The organism is Reyranella aquatilis (assembly GCF_020880995.1).
In the GTDB taxonomy this organism is placed as follows: domain Bacteria; phylum Pseudomonadota; class Alphaproteobacteria; order Reyranellales; family Reyranellaceae; genus Reyranella; species Reyranella aquatilis.
Genome location: NZ_JAJISD010000004.1, coordinates 117,802 through 134,939, shown reverse-complemented (window position 1 = coordinate 134,939; position 17,138 = coordinate 117,802). Strand labels below are relative to the sequence as shown.

At 67.6% G+C, this 17,138-nt stretch carries 16 protein-coding genes and 1 tRNA gene; 7 read left to right on the top strand and 10 right to left on the bottom strand.

Annotated features, from left to right (window positions below; all coding sequences use genetic code 11):
* Positions 1–293: 293 nt before the first annotated feature.
* Positions 294–383 (bottom strand) — tRNA-Ser (locus LJ725_RS11095).
* A 117-nt stretch (positions 384–500) separates the two neighbouring features.
* Between LJ725_RS11095 and LJ725_RS11090 the strand changes: the two genes are divergently transcribed.
* Positions 501–854 (top strand): hypothetical protein, encoded by a 354-nt coding sequence (locus LJ725_RS11090; RefSeq protein WP_230550718.1) that lies wholly within the window; start codon positions 501–503, stop codon positions 852–854.
* Between the two features lie 63 nt (positions 855–917).
* Here the strand turns inward: LJ725_RS11090 and lepA are convergent, their stop codons facing one another.
* The 5 genes from lepA to rpmI all read right to left on the bottom strand — a co-directional run bounded on the left by lepA (position 918) and on the right by rpmI (position 6,863).
* The gene (gene lepA, locus LJ725_RS11085; RefSeq protein WP_230550717.1) at positions 918–2,720 is read right to left on the bottom strand and encodes a translation elongation factor 4; all 1,803 of its coding nucleotides are present in this window, start codon (positions 2,718–2,720) and stop codon (positions 918–920) included.
* 6 nt (positions 2,721–2,726) lie between these two features.
* Positions 2,727–5,126, bottom strand: coding sequence for a phenylalanine--tRNA ligase subunit beta (gene pheT / locus LJ725_RS11080; protein WP_230550716.1), 2,400 nt, complete (start codon positions 5,124–5,126; stop codon positions 2,727–2,729).
* On the bottom strand, positions 5,123–6,202 hold the full coding sequence (gene pheS, locus LJ725_RS11075; protein ID WP_230550715.1) for a phenylalanine--tRNA ligase subunit alpha: 1,080 nt from the start codon (positions 6,200–6,202) through the stop codon (positions 5,123–5,125). Before pheS ends, pheT begins: the two co-directional genes overlap by 4 nt.
* 97 nt (positions 6,203–6,299) lie before the next feature.
* Positions 6,300–6,656 (bottom strand): 50S ribosomal protein L20, encoded by a 357-nt coding sequence (gene rplT / locus LJ725_RS11070; protein WP_230550714.1) that lies wholly within the window; start codon positions 6,654–6,656, stop codon positions 6,300–6,302.
* A gap of 3 nt (positions 6,657–6,659) precedes the next feature.
* Positions 6,660–6,863: a 50S ribosomal protein L35 gene (rpmI, locus tag LJ725_RS11065; RefSeq protein WP_068187876.1), complete on the bottom strand. Its 204-nt coding sequence runs from the start codon at positions 6,861–6,863 to the stop codon at positions 6,660–6,662.
* Between the two features lie 205 nt (positions 6,864–7,068).
* On the opposite strand from rpmI, the gene LJ725_RS11060 reads away from it, so the two are divergent.
* The 3 genes from LJ725_RS11060 (at position 7,069) to LJ725_RS11050 (ending at position 9,834) form a co-directional block, all read left to right on the top strand.
* Positions 7,069–7,827, top strand: a complete 759-nt coding sequence (locus LJ725_RS11060) for an SDR family NAD(P)-dependent oxidoreductase (RefSeq protein ID WP_230550713.1) — start codon at positions 7,069–7,071, stop codon at positions 7,825–7,827.
* Between the two features lie 436 nt (positions 7,828–8,263).
* Positions 8,264–8,758 (top strand): hypothetical protein, encoded by a 495-nt coding sequence (locus LJ725_RS11055; protein ID WP_230550712.1) that lies wholly within the window; start codon positions 8,264–8,266, stop codon positions 8,756–8,758.
* A gap of 170 nt (positions 8,759–8,928) precedes the next feature.
* Positions 8,929–9,834, top strand: coding sequence for a hypothetical protein (locus tag LJ725_RS11050; protein ID WP_230550711.1), 906 nt, complete (start codon positions 8,929–8,931; stop codon positions 9,832–9,834).
* Between the two features lie 58 nt (positions 9,835–9,892).
* Here the strand turns inward: LJ725_RS11050 and infC are convergent, their stop codons facing one another.
* From infC to LJ725_RS11035, 3 genes are all read right to left on the bottom strand, one after another.
* A complete protein-coding gene (gene infC / locus LJ725_RS11045) occupies positions 9,893–10,429 on the bottom strand; it encodes a translation initiation factor IF-3 (RefSeq protein ID WP_230551008.1) in 537 nt (178 codons plus the stop codon).
* Between the two features lie 56 nt (positions 10,430–10,485).
* Positions 10,486–12,429 carry a threonine--tRNA ligase gene (thrS, locus tag LJ725_RS11040; RefSeq protein WP_230550710.1) on the bottom strand — a complete coding sequence of 648 codons (1,944 nt, stop codon included), beginning with the start codon at positions 12,427–12,429 and terminating at the stop codon, positions 10,486–10,488.
* A gap of 194 nt (positions 12,430–12,623) precedes the next feature.
* Entirely contained in the window at positions 12,624–13,760 is a 1,137-nt protein-coding gene (locus LJ725_RS11035; protein WP_230550709.1) for a glycosyltransferase, read from the bottom strand.
* 59 nt (positions 13,761–13,819) lie between these two features.
* On the opposite strand from LJ725_RS11035, the gene LJ725_RS11030 reads away from it, so the two are divergent.
* Positions 13,820–14,566, top strand: a complete 747-nt coding sequence (locus tag LJ725_RS11030; protein ID WP_230550708.1) for an alpha/beta fold hydrolase — start codon at positions 13,820–13,822, stop codon at positions 14,564–14,566.
* Positions 14,567–14,669: 103 nt separating this feature from the next.
* Here LJ725_RS11030 and LJ725_RS11025 read toward each other — a convergent pair whose 3' ends face one another.
* A complete protein-coding gene (locus LJ725_RS11025; protein WP_230550707.1) occupies positions 14,670–15,533 on the bottom strand; it encodes an SDR family oxidoreductase in 864 nt (287 codons plus the stop codon).
* A gap of 36 nt (positions 15,534–15,569) precedes the next feature.
* Here LJ725_RS11025 and LJ725_RS11020 point away from each other — a divergent pair, with 36 nt between their 5' ends.
* Entirely contained in the window at positions 15,570–16,436 is an 867-nt protein-coding gene (locus LJ725_RS11020) for a tetratricopeptide repeat protein (protein WP_230550706.1), read from the top strand.
* A gap of 34 nt (positions 16,437–16,470) precedes the next feature.
* Positions 16,471–17,121: a hypothetical protein gene (locus LJ725_RS11015; RefSeq protein WP_230550705.1), complete on the top strand. Its 651-nt coding sequence runs from the start codon at positions 16,471–16,473 to the stop codon at positions 17,119–17,121.
* The last annotated feature ends 17 nt before the right edge of the window (positions 17,122–17,138 follow it).

Sequence of the window (17,138 nt, the reverse complement as noted above, 5' to 3'; positions counted from 1 at the left end):
GCGACCGCCGGCGCCCGGAGGATGGTCCGTGGTATCCGGTGACCCAGCTTGAACGACGGGAACAGGAGTCGGGCAAGGCTCTTGAACTTGCGCGGTTCGAAGCGTCACTCAGCTCGCGGTCGTACATTGTTGTATCGCCGCGTCGTCGACGGGCGCCAAGTGCCTGAAGCATTCGTGCTGCCTCAGATCATCCGCTTTCTTGTTTTCGATCTGGTGCAGAGAATGGGGTCCATATTGGGCCACTCTCTGGAGATTCTTCTCCAGTGCAATTCAGCGATTTGGAGCAGCACCACTGGCGGACAGGGCGGGATTCGAACCCGCGGTGGCTGTTACACCACGCACGCTTTCCAAGCGTGTGCCTTAAACCGCTCGGCCACCTGTCCCCAAGCGCGCGGTTGGCCGCTCTTATACATCGGTGGATGGTTTGGGCAACGTCCTTCCCCGGTTCCGCCGGCTTGGCTAGGGTCGAGGCGCGGGCTGACCGGTGCTTTGGGGGCGTGATGGTCGTGATTCGGGCCCTGGGCTGGCTGTCGCTGGCCGTGGCCGTCGCAGTGGTCGTGCATGACCTGCTCACCTGGTGGTCCGAGGGGAGCTACCCTTTTTCGACCTTCGGGAGCCTGTGGTCGCACCTCGACCCGGCCTCGCTCGGCAATACACAGACATCGGCGAGGCGCCACCTGTCGGGCATCCTGTGGACCTGGATGATGCGGCCGCTGCTCACCGTGCCGGCGATGCCCGCGTTCCTCGTGCTGGGCCTCGTGCTGGTCTGGATCGGCCGCCGCGACGTCGGTCGTCCCGAGCCGGGCTTCCTGATGGGCTCGCGCCCGCGCCGACGCCGCGGCGGGCTTTCGTGAGCTGAACCGGGCCGGACCGGGCCTCGATCCGGGCCCGGCCGGGCCGCAGCCGGTCCGGTCGGCCTAGCGGCTGTCCATCTTGAGGGCGGCGATGAAGGCCGATTGCGGGATCTCGACCTCGCCGATCTGCCGCATGCGCTTCTTGCCCTTCTTCTGCTTCTCCAGAAGCTTCTTCTTGCGGCTGATGTCGCCGCCGTAGCACTTGGCCAGCACGTCCTTGCGCATCGGGCTGATCGTCTCGCGCGCGATCACCCGACCGCCGATCGCGGCCTGGATGGCGATCTTGAAGAGCTGGCGCGGGATCAGGTCCTTCAGCCGCTCGCAGAGCTGGCGGCCGCGGCTCTCGGCGGCGTTCTTGTGGACGATCATCGACAGCGCATCGACCGGCTCGGCGTTCACCAGGATGGCGAGCTTCACCAGTTCGCTCTCCTCGTAGCCGTCCATCTCGTAGTCGAAGCTGGCATAGCCGCGCGTCATCGACTTCAGCCGGTCGTAGAAGTCGAACACGACCTCGTTCAGCGGCAGGCGATAGACCGCCATGGCGCGGGTGCCGGCATAGGTGAGCTCGATCTGCTGGCCGCGGCGCTCCTGGCAGAGCGTGAGCACGGAGCCGAGATGCTCGTCGGGGGTGATGATCGTGGCCTTGATCCACGGCTCCTCCATCGACTCGATCTTCATCGGGTCGGGATAGTCCGCCGGGTTGTGCAGCTCCATCGACGTGCCGTCGACCATCTTGACCTTGTAGACGACCGAGGGCGCGGTCGTGACGAGGTCGAGATTGAACTCGCGTTCCAGCCGCTCCTGTACGATCTCGAGATGCAGGAGGCCGAGGAAGCCGCAGCGGAAGCCGAAGCCCAGGGCCGCGCTGGTCTCGGCCTCGAAATGGAACGAGGAATCGTTGAGGCGCAGCTTGGAGAGCGATTCGCGCAGCGTCTCGAATTCGGCCGCATCGGCCGGGAACAGGCCGCAGAACACCACCGGCACGCTGGGCTTGAAGCCCGACAGCATCTCGGTCGCGGGCTTGCGGTCGTCGGTGATGGTGTCGCCGACCTTGCAGTCCGCGATCGTCTTGATGCCGGCGATGATGAAGCCGATTTCGCCCGGGCCGAGTTCCGGCACGTCCGTGGGCTTGGGCTTGAACACGCCGACCTTGTCGAGGTCGTAGGCCGCGGCGGCGGCCATCATGCGGATCTTCATGCCCTTGCGCAGCACGCCGTCCTGCACGCGCACCAGGGTCACGACGCCGAGGTACGGGTCGTACCAGCTGTCGACCAGCAGCGCCTTCAGCGGCGCATCGCGGTCGCCCTTGGGCGGCGGCAGGCGCTTGACCATCGCCTCGAGCAGGTCGTCGATGCCGATGCCGGTCTTGGCCGAGACCTTGACGGCCTCCGAGGTGTCGATGCCGACCACGTCCTCGATCTCGCGGCAGACCCGCTCGGGCTCGGCCGAGGGTAGGTCGATCTTGTTCAGGACCGGGATGATCTCGTGGTTGGCGTCGATCGCGTGATAGGCGTTGGCCAGCGTCTGGGCCTCGACGCCCTGGCTGGCGTCGACCACGAGCAGCGAGCCCTCGCAGGCCGCCAGCGAGCGGCTGACTTCATAGGCGAAGTCGACGTGGCCGGGCGTGTCCATGAGGTTCAGGACGTAGGTCTTGCCGTCCTGCGCCGGATAGTTGAGGCGCACGGTCTGCGCCTTGATGGTGATGCCGCGCTCGCGCTCGATGTCCATCGAATCGAGCATCTGGTCGTGGAACTCGCGCTCCGTCACCGCCCCGCAGGCCAGCAGCAGCCGGTCGGCCAGCGTGCTCTTGCCGTGGTCGATATGCGCGATGATCGAGAAGTTACGAATCAGCGAGAGGTCGGTCATTTCACCCTAACCACGCAACGTAGCACCCGTGACCTTGGTCACCTGCGCCACGATCTTGTTGCACACCGCCTCGATCTCGGCATCCGTCAGCGTCCGTTCCATCGGCTGCAAGGTCACCGCGATGGCGAGCGACTTCTTGCCCTCGGGCACGCCCTTGCCGGCATAGACGTCGAACACGCGCGCGGCGGTGATCAGCGCCTTGTCGGCGTTGCGCGCGGCGCGCACCAGCTTGTCCGCCTCGACACCGGCCTCGACGAGGAACGCGAAATCGCGTTCGACCGGCTGGAACGGCGAGAGCACCAGTTTCGGCCGCGCCTTGGTGGCCTTCGCCTTGGGCAGCGGCGGCGCATCGAGGAACACCTCGAAGGCGGCGACCGGACCCTTGAGGTCGGCTTCCGCCACGATCGCGGGATGCAGCTCGCCGAAGTAGGCCATCACGCGGTCGCCGAGCTTGAGCGCGCCGGAACGGCCGGGATGGTACCAGTCGGGCGCCGTGCCGCCATAGGCGGCGATCGTGTCGGGCGCGCCGATCGCGGCCAGCACCGCCAGCGCGTCGGCCTTGGCGTCGAAGGCGTCGACGGTACGCGCCGGGCCCGCCCAGTTGCGCGGCACGGCGGCGTGATGGCGGAGGCCGGCGGCGACCATGCGCTGGCCCTGCGGCGTCGCATCCTTGTATTGCGGACCGACCTCGAACAGGGCCGGATCGGCGAGGCCGCGCGCTTCGTTGCGCGACGCCGCGTCGATCAGGTTCGGCAGGATCGAGGGCCGCATCGTGTCGAGCGTCGCGTCGATCGAATTCAGCAGCTGCAGATCGGGCTGACCGCCGCCGAAGCGTTCGGCCTTCCGGCGCGGCAGGAACGACCAGGTGACGGCCTCGTTCAGCCCGCGCGCGGCCAGCGCCCGGCGGGCCTGCGGCACGCGCCGCTGCATCGCATCGCGCACCGGCTTCGACGTCGTCGACAGGCGCGGCAGAGAGGTCGTCGGAATCTTGTCGAAGCCGAACACGCGCGTCACTTCCTCGACGAGGTCGGCCTCTCCCACGATGTCGGGACGCCACGACGGCACCGCGGCGGTCCACGGACCGCTGCCGCTCACCTCGAAGCCCAGCTTCGCCAGGATCGAGGCGGTTTCCGCGGCCGGCACGTCGATGCCGGTCAGCGTCTTCACGCGATCGGCGCGCAGGTCGTAGCGTCGCTGCCATGCGGGCATCACGCCGCTGGACACGATCTCGCTGCACTCGCCGCCGCACAGTTCGAGGATCAGGCGCGTCGCCACCTCGGCGCCCCACCAGCAGGATTCCGGATCGATGCCCCGCTCGTTGCGATAGCGCGCGTCCGACAGGATGCCGAGCTTGCGGCCCGAGGCGGCGATGCCGATCGGCTGGAAGTAGGCGGCTTCGAGGAACACCTCGGTGGTGCCCTCCTGAACGCCGGTCTCCTCGCCGCCCATGATGCCGCCGATGCCGTGCACCGCCTTCGAATCGGCGATCACCGACACCGCCGGATCGAGGGTGTAGGTCTTGCCATCGAGCGCCAGCGTCTGCTCGCCGTCGCGCGCCTGGCGCATGACCAGGTCGCCCGACAGCTTCGCAGCGTCATAGACGTGCAGCGGCCGGTTGAGGTCGAAGGTCACGAGGTTGGTGATGTCGACCAGCGCCGAGATCGGGCGCAGGCCGATCGCCTTCAGGCGGCGCTGCAGCCAGTCGGGCGAGGGGCCGTTCTTCACGCCCCGGAAATGGCGGCCCACCACGATCGGGCAGGGGCTGTCGGGCGTGGGCGTGTAGTCGTGCGTCCACTTGATCGGGCTCGCATAGCTGCCAGCGATCTTGTCGGCCTTCACCGGCTTCAGCGTGCCCAGTCCGGCGGCGGCGAGGTCGCGCGCGATGCCATGGACGCCGAGGCAATCGCCGCGGTTGGGCGTCACCTTGATCTCGATCACCGCGTCGTCGAGGCCGAGCGCCTCGGCCGCCGGCTGGCCGGTCACGGCGTCGGCCGGCAGGTCGATGATGCCGCTGTGATCGTCGCCGAGCTGCAACTCCCGCGAGGAGCAGAGCATGCCGTTCGATTCCTCGCCGCGGATCTTGCCGGCCTTGAGGTGCAGGTCGGTGCCGGGGACGTAGCTGCCCGGCGGCGCGAAGATGCCCTTCATGCCGGTGCGCGCGTTGGGCGCGCCGCAGACGACCTGGACGATGCTGGCGCCGGTGTCGACCTTGCAGACGCGCAGCCGGTCGGCGTTGGGATGCTGCACCGCCTCGACCACGTAGCCGACGATGAAGCCCTTCAGCGCCTCGGCCGGGTCGGTGATGCCCTCGACCTCGAGGCCGAGCATGGTCAGCGCGTCGCGCACCTCGGTGAGCGTCGCGGTGGTGTCGAGATGCTCCTTGAGCCAGGACAGGGTGAACTTCATTTCACGGCCTCCAGAGCCGAGAAGCCGTAGTGGCGCAGCCAGCGCAGGTCGGCGTCGAAGAAGGCGCGCAGATCGGGGATGCCGTACTTCAGCATGGCGATGCGATCGATACCCATGCCGAAGGCGAAGCCCTGATAGACGGCGGGATCGAGGCCGCAATTGGCGATGACGTTGGGATGCACCATGCCGGAGCCCAGGATCTCCAGCCACGAATCGCCGGCGCCGATCTTCAGCTCGCCGTCCTTCCACGAGCAGCCGATGTCGACCTCGGCCGACGGTTCGGTGAACGGGAAGTAGGAGGGGCGGAAGCGCAGCGGCAGGTCGTCGACCTCGAAGAAGGCGCGGCAGAAATCGACGAGACAGCCCTTGAGATGGCCCATGTGCGTCGTGCGGTCGATCACCAGGCCTTCGACCTGGTGGAACATCGGCGTGTGGGTAGCGTCGCTGTCGATGCGGAAGGTGCGGCCCGGCACGATGATGCGCAGCGAGCCGCCGTCGGCCAGCCGCTTCTGCACGTCCTTGTTCAGCATCGTGCGCGCCTGCACCGGCGAGGTGTGCGTGCGCAGCACCATCGGCGTGCCGTCGGCGCGCGGCGGCAGATAGAACGTGTCCTGCATCTGGCGCGCGGGATGATCCGGCGGAATGTTGAGGGCGGTGAAGTTGTGCCAGTCGTCCTCGATGTCCGGGCCGTCGGCCCAGGTGAAGCCCATCTCGCCGAAGATGGCGCCGACCTCGTCCATCACCTGGCCGATCGGATGCAGCGAGCCTTCCGCGGCGGGACGGGCGGGCAGGGTGACGTCGATCTTCTCGGAGGCGAGCCGGGCTTCGAGTGCGGAGGCGCTCAGCGAGCCCTTGCGGGCGTCGAGCGCGGCCTCGATCTCGCCCTTGAGCTGGTTCACGCGGGCGCCGAATTCCTTGCGCTGCTCGGGCGCGAGCCCGCCCAGCGTCTTCATCAGGCCGGTGACGCTGCCCTTCTTGCCGAGCACGGCCACGCGGGCGGCCTCCAACGCACCGAGGTCGGCGGCGGCCTGCACGGCGTCGAGCGCCTCGCTGCGAATCGTCGAAAGATCGTCCATCTTTCCCACTCTCGAAACCGAACACGAAAAAAGGGAGCCTGTGGTCCAGGCTCCCTCTTTGCGATCTCTGCCAGCCGCGCGTTACGCGCGGAAGACGTTACTTGAGGGCGGCCTGGGCCTGGTCGACCAAAGCCTTGAACGCCGCAGGCTCACGGGCGGCGAGATCGGCCATGACCTTGCGGTCCATCTCGATCCCGGCCTTGATGATCCCGTTCATGAACTGCGAGTAGGTCATGCCATGCTCGCGGGTCGCAGCGTTGATGCGCTGGATCCAGAGGCCACGGAACGCGCGCTTCTTGTTGCGGCGGTCGCGGTAGGCATACTGAAGGCCCTTTTCGACCTTCTCGATGCCGACGCGGAACGCCGCCTTGGCGCGGCCGCGATAGCCCTTGGCGAGCTTGAGAACCTTCTTGTGACGAGCGTGTGCAGCCACGCCCCGCTTTACGCGTGCCATGGTCTACCTCTCGTACGGGAAGAAGTTGCGCTTGAGGATTCGGGTATCCGGCTCGGACACGATCGCCATGCCGGTCGCCTGACGGAGGAAGCGGTTGCCCCGCTTGCTCATGCCGTGGCGCTTGCCCACGACCCCATGCTTTGCCTTGCCGGACGCGGTGAAGCGAAAACGCTTCTTGGCCGCGCTCTTGGTCTTCATCTTGGGCATTTTTGTTCCTTTTCAAAGGGTTAGCGCTTGCGCGCCGGTCCCGGCCCCCTGCGTAAGCAGACGGCCGGAAAGTCCTTACAAAGCAGCCGAGGCAATGCCCTTATTGGCCAAGCCGCTCGAAGGAACGGGGCTTATACAGAGACGGCCCGGTCCGTGCAAGCACGCCGGGACTGGGCAGAATGCCCATTTGGCGGGGGATTTTCGCATGAAACTGGCAGGCAAGGTGGCTCTGGTGACGGGCGCCCAGCAGGGCATCGGGGCGGCGATCGCCCGGGCGCTGGCGGGCGAGGGCGCGAACGTGGCGGTGAGCTGGCTCGACGACCGGCCGGCCGCCGAGGCGGTGGCGCGCGACATCGCCCAGACTGGCCGGCAGGCCTACCTGCTGAAGACCGACGTCTCGAAGGTGCCCGAGATCGAGGCCATGGTCGCCGAGACGGTGAAGGTGCTGGGGCCGCCCGACATCCTGGTGAACAATGCCGGCGTCTATCCCCGCGTCCCGCTGCTCGAGATGAAGGAGAGCGACTGGGACTACCTGATGGACATCAACCTGAAGGCCGGCTGCTTCGCCACCATCGCCGTCGCCCGGGCGCTGATCGCCGCCGGCCGCAAGGGTGGCTCGATCATCAACCTGTCCTCGCAGGCGGTGCGCGGCGCCGTCCGCGGCGTGCACTACAGTGCGAGCAAGGGCGGCGTCGTCTCGATGACGCGGGCGATGGCCCTCGAACTGGCTCCCCACAGCATCCGGGTCAACGCCATCGCGCCCGGCCTGACAGACACCGCCCAGCCGCGCTACGGCAACACCGATCCCGAACTGGTCGAGATGGCGCGCGCCAACATCCCGCTGGGCGGCAAACTGCTGACGCCCGGGCAGATCGCGCGCACCGCGGTCTTCCTGGCCTCGGACGATTCGGATGCCACGACGGGGCAGGTGCTGCACGTCAACGGTGGGGCTTACATGCCCTAGCGGAGCGGTGAGGGGCGGAGAGAGGTCAACCCTGCGTGAGGCAAGAGCTGCAGGCCGGGCTGCATCGCTGACAAACCCGCCCTCAGCGCCTAACCTTGAAGCATCATGGCGAGCCTGTCCCGCATCGTCTCGGAACCGTTAACGCGATCAGTGCCCCTCGCAGGCCGTCTTTTCAATCAATGGAGAACATGATGTTGCGTACGATCCTTTCGACCCTTGTCCTGCTGTTCGCCTTCGGAGCGGCGGCGCATGCGGGGCAGCCGTGCTGTGACGAAGGCAGCCCCTGCTGCGAGGACGCCGGCCCCTGCTGTGACGAATAGCGGCTTCGGCTGTAAGCAACCGACAGGCGCCCGCCTCCTCGCTGTGGCGGGCGCTTCTTTGTGGATGATGTGCGATTGGTGACGGCCGCTTTGAGAATCGAGCAGAATCCCGCCGCATGGCAAAATGGTGGCCGGTCGAATTTTCAGGCCGCGGCAACGGCGCTCCGACCGGGCGCGTAGTGCCGACGATCGCGCGGGCGAAGCTGCGCAGAACGGAGGTACTGATGTTGAAGCGAATTGGTCTGACCGCTCTCGCCGCTGCCGCGACTCTCGCGACGGCAACCGTAGCCACCGCACCTTTCCAGCCGGCGACCGCGCAGGCCTGGGGCGATCGGGATCGCGACGGCATTCCCAATGCCGTCGACCAATACAACAACAATCGCCCGAACCAGGGCTGGGGCGACCGGGATCGTGATGGCGTGCCCAATCGTTACGACCGCCACGACAACCGTCCAAACCAGGCTTGGGGTGACAGGGACCGCGACGGCGTCCCCAACGCCTACGACCCCCGCAACGATAACCCGCGTCCGAACCAGGCGTGGGGTGACCGGGATCGTGACGGCATTCCCAACGCTGTCGACCCCTACAACAACAATCGCCGCTTCCAATAAGCGGCCTACACTTGGGACAACGGGGCGCTGCGGCGCCCCGTTTTCTTTGCGCGCCTTCTGCGGTGGTGGACCTCGAGCGTTCAGTCGGGGCTGGCCCCCACACGCAACGTTGGGCGCATTCCGGCGTTGTCGGCAGCGGCGAGAGCCGCAACCGCCGGAGACCGGAAGCAATGAAGACCTTGGGGTTCGTTATGCTCGCCGCGCTGGCGGTTTCTTCGGCGCAGGCGCAAACCCAGCCGCTGTCCCCCTCCCAGTCCCTCGCGCCGGTGCCTGCCAGCCCGTCCGCCATCCGGCTCGACCCGCCCCTGGCGCCGCCGGCCAATGCCATCGCGGCGGTCACGCCCCTCACAGCGCTCCCGAGTTCGGAGAAGGCTCGCGAGAACCCCGCCGTGCAATACCTGCTGATGAAGACCGTGGTCGCCAAGTCGATCGGCGTTCTGAAGACGCGCGCCCTGCCGGTCGAAGCCGGGGGCTACAATCTGCTGAAATATTGCTGGACGCCCTACAACGTGCTGGGCGAGTGGGGCGACAGTTCCGGCCTCGTCGGAGAGATGACGGTGCGCGCGCTCGAAACCTTGTCCTGGTCGCGCGATCTCGGGCGGGCCGGATATCCCGAAGCACCGGTCGCCGAAGCGATCGGCCGCTACGAGGCGGCCCTGGTCGCCGCCGCCTTCACCGACGCCGCGCGGACGCGGGCGCTCGAGGCGCTGCGGGTCGAACTCGAGGCGCTGCAGCGGCGCACGCCGGGCTCCTCGGAGATAGTGGCACGACCGCGCTGCAACCAGCAGCCGGCGTCGTTCGCGCTGAACGTGGCCACCGCCCCGGAGGGTGGCCGGCCGCGCTTCATTCCCTACGTGCTGCACCAGTTCTGCCTGGCGCAGCAGCTCGATCCCGCCGATGCGGTGCGCTGCGACTACTGGAAGTCCGCGAAGGCCGACGCACCCATGTCGTTCGCCGGCGAGACCGTCTACAGCGTGAACTGGCCGGAAAATGTCGTGACCACGGGACGCTTCAACCCGGACGAGATGCGCGGCGTGGGTACGGTGACGCTACGGCAGCGGCCCCAGAAGAAGTAGGGGCCGCCCGCTCTACGCTTGTCGCAGTGGCGTGACGACCTGGGTCACGCCGGGCACATCACTTGGGCGCCAGCACCATGATCATCTGCCGGCCTTCCATGCGCGGCATCGACTCGATCTTGGTCTGCTCGTCCATCTCGCTGCGGACGCGGTTCAACACCTCCATGCCGAGGTTGGCGTGAACCATCTCGCGGCCGCGGAAGCGCAGGGTGACCTTGACCTTGTCGCCTTCCTCGATGAACCGCTTCATCGCGCGCATCTTCACTTCGTAATCGTGGTCGTCGATGTTCGGGCGCATCTTGATCTCTTTGACCTCGATGACCTTCTGGTGCTTGCGCGCCTCGTGGGCCTTCTTCTGGGCCTCGTACTTGTACTTGCCGTAGTCGGAGATCTTGGCGACCGGCGGAACGGCGTTGGGCGAGATCTCGATCAGGTCGAGGTTCGCTTCTTCGGCCATCTCGATGGCTTCGCGCGTGCTCAGCACGCCGACCATTTCGCCGTTCTCGTCGATCAGACGGACCTGGGCCGCCCGGATCTCGCCGTTGACGCGCGGACCCTCACGGGTGGGCGCAGTCTGTTGTGCAGGTCGTGCTATGTCGTTCTCCTGTGCTGAAGCCCCGGAAACGGGGCGGGGATCGAGACCGGACCGCCCTAGAAGGGCGGCCTGGCCTCATTAGAAAGTGTAGTGACGGCGGCCCCGAGTTCAAGGACCTCCTGCTTTTCCGAGCCCAGCCGGCGGATCGCGACCGTGCGGTTCTCCATGTCGCGCCGGCCGACCGCGATGATCAGCGGCACGTGGGCGAGAGAGTGCTCCCGGACCTTGTAGTTGATCTTCTCGTTGCGCAGGTCGGTGTCGACCCGCATGCCGGCCTGCCGCAGGGCGGCGGCGACCTCCTCGGCATAGCCGTCGGCATCGTTCACGACCGTGACCACCACCGCTTGCGTCGGCGCCAGCCAGAGCGGGAAGCGCCCGGCATAGTTCTCGATCAGGATGCCGATGATGCGCTCGAAACTGCCGAAGATGGCGCGGTGCAGCATGACGGGCCGCTTGCGCGAGCCGTCCTCGGCCACATAGGTCGCGTCCAGCCGTTCGGGCAGCACGAAGTCGACCTGCAGGGTGCCGCACTGCCAGTCGCGGCCGATGGCGTCGCGCAGCACGAATTCCAGCTTGGGCCCGTAGAACGCCCCCTCGCCGGGATTGAGCTGCAGCTCGAGGCCGGCCGCCTTTGACGCCGACTTGAGGGCGCCCTCGGCCTGGTCCCACACCGCATCCGAGCCGGCCCGCACCGGCGGCCGGTCCGAGAACTTCACGAAGTAGTCCGGGAAGCCCAGGTCGCGGTAGATCGAGCCCAGCAGTTCGCAGAAGCGGATCGTCTCGCTCTCGATCTGCTCCTCGGTGCAGAAGATGTGGGCATCGTCCTGCGTGAAGTTGCGCACGCGCATGATGCCGTGCAGCGCGCCCGATGGCTCGAATCGGTGGCACGAGCCGAACTCGGCCATGCGCAGCGGCAGCTCGCGGTAGCTGCGAAGCCCCTGGTTGAAGATCTGCACGTGGCAGGGGCAGTTCATCGGCTTCAGCGCGAAGATGCGCTTCTCGTCGTCTTCGAGGAATTCGCGCAGGCCTTCCTCGTTCTCGCTCAGATACATGTTCTGGCGGAACTTCTCCCAGTGGCCCGACGCCTCCCACAGCTTGCGATCGACGAGCTGCGGCGTCTTCACTTCCTGATAGCCGGCGGCGTCGAGCTTCCGTCGCAGGTAGCTCTCCAGCGTGCGCCAGAACGTCCAGCCCTTGGGGTGCCAGAACACCATGCCCGCGGCTTCTTCCTGCTGGTGGAAGAGGCCCATCTCGCGGCCGAGGCGGCGATGGTCGCGCTTCTCGGCCTCCTCGATGCGGTGCAGGTACGCCTTCAGGTCCTTGTCGGAGAAAAAGACCGTGCCGTAGACGCGCTGCAGCTGGGCGTTGTTCCTGTCGCCGCGCCAGTAGGCGCCCGACACCTTCGTGAGCTTGAACGCCTTGCCGAGCTTGCCCGTCGAGGGGAGGTGCGGGCCGAGGCACATGTCGAGCCAGTCGCCCTGCCTGTAGACAGAGATCTCCTCGTCCTGCGGCAGTTCGTCGGCCCATTCGGCTTTGAACTTCTCGCCGTGCTCGATGAAGTACTGCTTGATGCGCGCGCGGTCCCACACCGAGCGCTCGATCGGCAGGTCGCGATCGACGATCTCGGCCATCCGCTGCTCGATCTTCGCGAAGTCCTCGGGCGAGAAGGGCTGGTCGCGCACGAAGTCGTAATAGAAGCCGTCCTCCGTCGAGGGGCCGAACGTGATCTGCGTGCCGGGATAGAGTTCCTGGACCGCCTGGGCGAGCACGTGCGCCGCGTCGTGGCGCAGCAGTTCGAGCGCATCGGGGTCGCGCGACGTCACGATGCCGATCTTGGCATCGCGATCGACCACATGGGCGAGGTCGACCATCTTGCCGTCGACGCGCAGCGCCAGCGCGGCCTTGGCGAGGCCGGGCCCGATCGAGGCCGCGATCTCGGCGCCGCTGACAGGTTTGTCGAAGGACCGGACCGAGCCGTCCGGCAGGGAGATGTTGATCATTTTGTTCACCGACTGACGAAATTCCGAACGCAGTTCATCCGCCGACCCGAACGGTCAGGCGAAAGCAGGCCGGGAAGCCGCACGCGTGCGAGCCCGGCCGATTCAAGTTCGGACGGTGGTGATAACGGCAGGAGCGGTGAAAAACCGGCGTTCCATGGGCTCGGACATAGTTGCCGGCCCCCCGCGAGTCAAGGTCAGCGCCCGGCCAGCCGATGGTACAGCGCCAGCACCTGCTGGTTGGTCTGCGCCAGACTGTAGGTGCTGCGGGCGTGTTCCTGGGCTGCCCTTGCGAGCTCCGCCCGGCGTTCGCCGGACAGCGACAGGGCTGCCTGCAGCGCCTCCGCGAGCGCCGCCGCATCGCCGGCCGGCGAGATCCAGCCGGTGACGCCGTCCGGCCGCAGCGTCTCGGCCGCACCGCCGCCATCCTCGGCGACGACCGGCCGGCCCATCGCCTGTGCTTCCACGAGCGAGCGGCTGAAGCCCTGGCGCGCGCCGCCGGTGGAGACGACCACGTCGGCCAGCATGTAGGCAGCCGGCATGTCGTCGACATAGGGACCGATCTGCACGCGGCCGTTCAGTTGCGCCGCCTCGATGCTGCGCTCCAGTTCCTTTTCGAACGGCGTGGGCACGCCGGTCGAGCCCAGCAGCAGGCAGAACACGTCTTCGCGGCCCAGCCGCCCGATCGCCTCGACCAGGAGCTTCTGGCCATTGTCCTCGCCGAACCGCGCCGGGCAGAGGATGAGGTGGCTGCCGTCCGGCACGCGCAGCTCGCCGGCCAGGCGGATCAGCCGGTCGGCGCGCACGAGCGCGGGGTCGAACCGGTCGAAGTTGATTCCCGGGGTGATGATCTCCAGCCGGTCCTGCAGGGTCGGGAAGCGTTGCAGCGCATCGTGCGCGACATGTTGGGAGACGGCGATCACGGCGTCGGCGCGCGACTGGCGTCCTTCGACGAAGCGGCCGGTGAAATCCGACGCGAGGAACGGCCGGTGCAGGGTCGCGATCCACTTGACCCCGAGGCGACGCGCGAGCGCACGGGCCACCCAGCCGGTGGCGGGCGACCGCGCCTGCACGAGGTCGACCTTCGCCTCTCGCAGGCCTGCCGCCAGCCTGCCGGGCAGCGTCAGACGGCCCCACATCGCATGATTTGTTTGCGGAATCTCGATATGGCTGGCGCGCAGCCTCAGCAGGTCCGGCACCATGCTGCCGCCGGGCGAGGCCACGATGGCGGAGCCGCCCGCGGCGATGACGGCCTGCGCTGCTTCCAGCGTGGCGCGCGCGAGGCCGCCGCCGGCCAGGGTCGGAACGATTTGCAGCAGGGTCGGCGCGGACACGGGCTTTGCTTTTGGTTACACGATCAAGGGGAGGCAGCAGGTAACACGGGAGGAAGAACGTGGGTAGGGTCGAGCGGCTGCAGCGCGACGACGGCAACACCATCGCCTATGCAACGACAGAGGGTCGGACCCCGACCGTCGTCTTCCTCGGCGGGTTCCGTTCCGACATGACGGGCACGAAGGCCGTGGCGCTCGAAGCCTGGGCCGAAAAGACCGGGCGCGCCTTCCTGCGCTTCGACTATCTCGGTCACGGCCAGTCCTCGGGTCGCTTCGAGGATGGAACGATCGGCCGATGGCTCGACGACTCGCTCGCCGTCCTCGACCGGCTGACGTCCGGCAGGCTGGTGCTGGTCGGATCGAGCATGGGCGGCTGGCTCTCGCTGCTGGCGGCGCGCGCACGTCCGGAGCGGCTCGCCGGCCTGGTGCTGATCGCTGCCGCGCCCGACTTCACCGAGCGCATGTTGCTCAAGGGCCTCTCGCCCGAAGACCGCGTGACGCTGGAGCGCGACGGAAGGCTCGAACGCCCGTCGCAGTATTCGCCCGAACCGTCGGTCTTCACCTGGAAGCTGATCGAGGAGGGGCGCGATCACCTGCTGCTCGACAAGCCGCTCGCGCTGCCCTGTCCGGTGCGGCTGCTGCATGGCCAGAGCGATCCGGACGTGCCGTGGGAGTATTCGCTGCAGATCGCGAAGCATCTCGACGCGCCGGAAGTGATCACGACGTTCATCAAGGGCGGCGACCACCGCCTCAGCACGCCCGCCGACATCGCCCGCCTGATCGCGACCGTCGAGGAGCTGGTGAGCTAAGTTCGAGCCGCTTCATCGGAGCGCGCCACTCCAGTGGCGCTCAAGCTTCGTCGTTGAGGATATGAGCACCACTGGAGTGGCGCGCTCCATTGATCCTTCCTCGTTATCCTTCCGCCGCCGCGATCGCCTTCAGCCCTTCGCGATACGTCGGATAGCGCAGCACGACGCCCAGTTCGCGCTTCAGCTTCTCGTTCCTCACCTTGCGGCTTTCCGCATAGAAGGAGCGCGCCATCGCCGACATGGACGGTGCGGCTTCCTCCCACGATACAGCCGGCGGCACCGGCCGTCCCAGCAGTTCGCAGGCGTGCGCGATGACATCCGCGTTGGCGGCCGGCAGATCGTCGGCCACGTTCCAGATCTCGATCCCGCGTTCGCGTTCCATCGCCTTGACGACGCTGGCGGCAAGATCGGCGACATGGATGCGCGAGAAGAACTGGCCGGGCTTTGCGATCCGCTGCGCCGTGCCGTCGATCACCCGGTCGAGGGTGCTGCGGCCGGGGCCGTAGATGCCCGGCAGCCGGAAGATGTGCAGAGCCGCGCCACTTTCCCTCGCGACGTCGCGCCAGCCCTGCTCGGCGGCGAGCCGCTGCAGGCTGCGCGGCTGCGTTGCCAGGGTCGGTGTCGTCTCGTCGACCCAGGCACCCTCGTGATCGCCGTACACGCCCGTTGTGGAGAGGTAGCCCAGCCATCGTGTGCGGCCGAGCAGCGCCCGGCAGCTGCGCAGCGCCGGATCGCCGGCTGTTCCGGGTGCCACCGTGCAGACGACATGGGTGGCCGCGCCGAAAGAAGGCTCCGGCAGCGGCGCGGAGCCGTCGAAGACATGCGCCTCGATGCCTTCCGCGCATAGTCTGCGCGCTTTTTCTTCCGTGGTGCAGGTGCCGGCCACCGACCAGCCCTGCGCCCTGGCAAGCCTGGCGATTTCAAGGCCGCTGTAGCCCAGTCCGAAAATGAAAAGGCGTCTTGTCATCTTGTCAGAAACGCTCAGGCGCTGTTCTTTTCAACCATGTTGTTTCGTCGCAATCCGCTGTGGCCGCTGCTCGGTCTCCTCGTCGCATCGCCGTCCCTGGCCCAGCCCATTCCCGTGGTCCCCGCCCGGCCCCTGCCGGGACCGCCCGGGCTGGAATCCAGTCCCGATCATCTCAAGCGCTACACCGACTGCATGCGGCTCGCGCGGATGGAGCCGCTGAAGGCGTTGCCGGCAGCCGAGAAGTGGATCGTCGAAGGCGGCGGCCTCGGCGCCCGCCATTGCGTTGCCGTCGCGATGTTCCAGTCCGGCAAGCATGCCCAGGCGGCGGCACAGTTCGAGGCCATCGCCCGCGACATGGGCAACGACCGGCCCGGCCTGCGGGCCGAACTGTGGGCGCAGGCCGGGCAGTCGTGGATGGAGACCGGCGCGGCCGAGAAGGCCGCGGCCGCCCAGAGCAAGGCGCTCGAACTGAAGCCCGACGATCCCGATCTCTGGGTCGATCGCGGTCTTTCCTATGCGGCCATGCAGGCCTGGCCGCGCGCCATCTCCGACTTCGACCGCGCCATCCGGCTCCGCCAGGACGATGTCGAGGTGCTGGTCCTGCGCGCCGCCGCCTGGCGCAACGCCCGCGACCCGGGCCGCGCGCTGGTCGATGCGAACCGCGCCCTGTCGATCGCGCCCGACCATTCGGAAGCGCTGCTGGAACGCGGCTATGCCAATCTGGCGCGCGGCTCGCGGGATGCGGCCAACAGCGACTTCAACCGTGTGCTGCGCCTGGTACCCTCGGGCTCGGCGGCCGCGCGCCGCGCCGAGGCAGGTCTTTCCGCTGCGGGCCCCGCCAACGCGCCCGCGGCCCCGGCCCAACCCGCCGCACCGCCACCGGGTCTCGGCGGGAAGCGATAGCGCACCGCAGGGCGCTCGGGTAAAATCCCCGCAAATGAACAAAACCCTCTCGTCGATCGCCCTCGCCGGTGTTGCGGCCCTTGCCGCGCCGGCTTTCGCGCAGGCTCCCGCGGGCCAGACGCAGCCGCCTTCTTCCTATTATCCGGCGCCGCCCCCCGATCGCGCGCCCGTGGTCGAGAAGGGCGCTCCCGTTTCAAACCTGTCCTCGCCGTTGCCGAAGGCACCCCATGCGGTCGAGCGGACGATCATCGATTCCGACGCCGAGGCGCAGATGTTCGCCGACGCGCGCAAGATCTCCTGGGGCCGCTACGCCAAGATCAAGGGCGCCAAGCCGGGCGAGCTTTCGGTCACGCGCCAGGGCGCGGTCTGGGTGGTCAAGGGCCGCCTCGACAGCGTCGCGCCGGGCACCGAAGGCGACTGGACCTCGATCGACGGTGTGGTCGAGCGCATCGCGCCAAACCTCGTGCAGATCCGTGGCGAAGTGGCGTTCCGTGTCGCCAAGGTCGAGAAGGGCACGCCCTGCAAGGTCGCCGGCCTGCTCAACTTCCGTCGCTCGGGCAAGTCGCAGGTCTGGCGTCTCGCCGAGGGCGACAATCCCTGCGACGGCACGCGCGAGGGCTTCGATCTCGTGATGGAAAAGCAGGTCGAAAAGAAGCCGGTGCCGGCACAGCCCAAGCGGAACTGAGCGGGCTCCCGGAAATC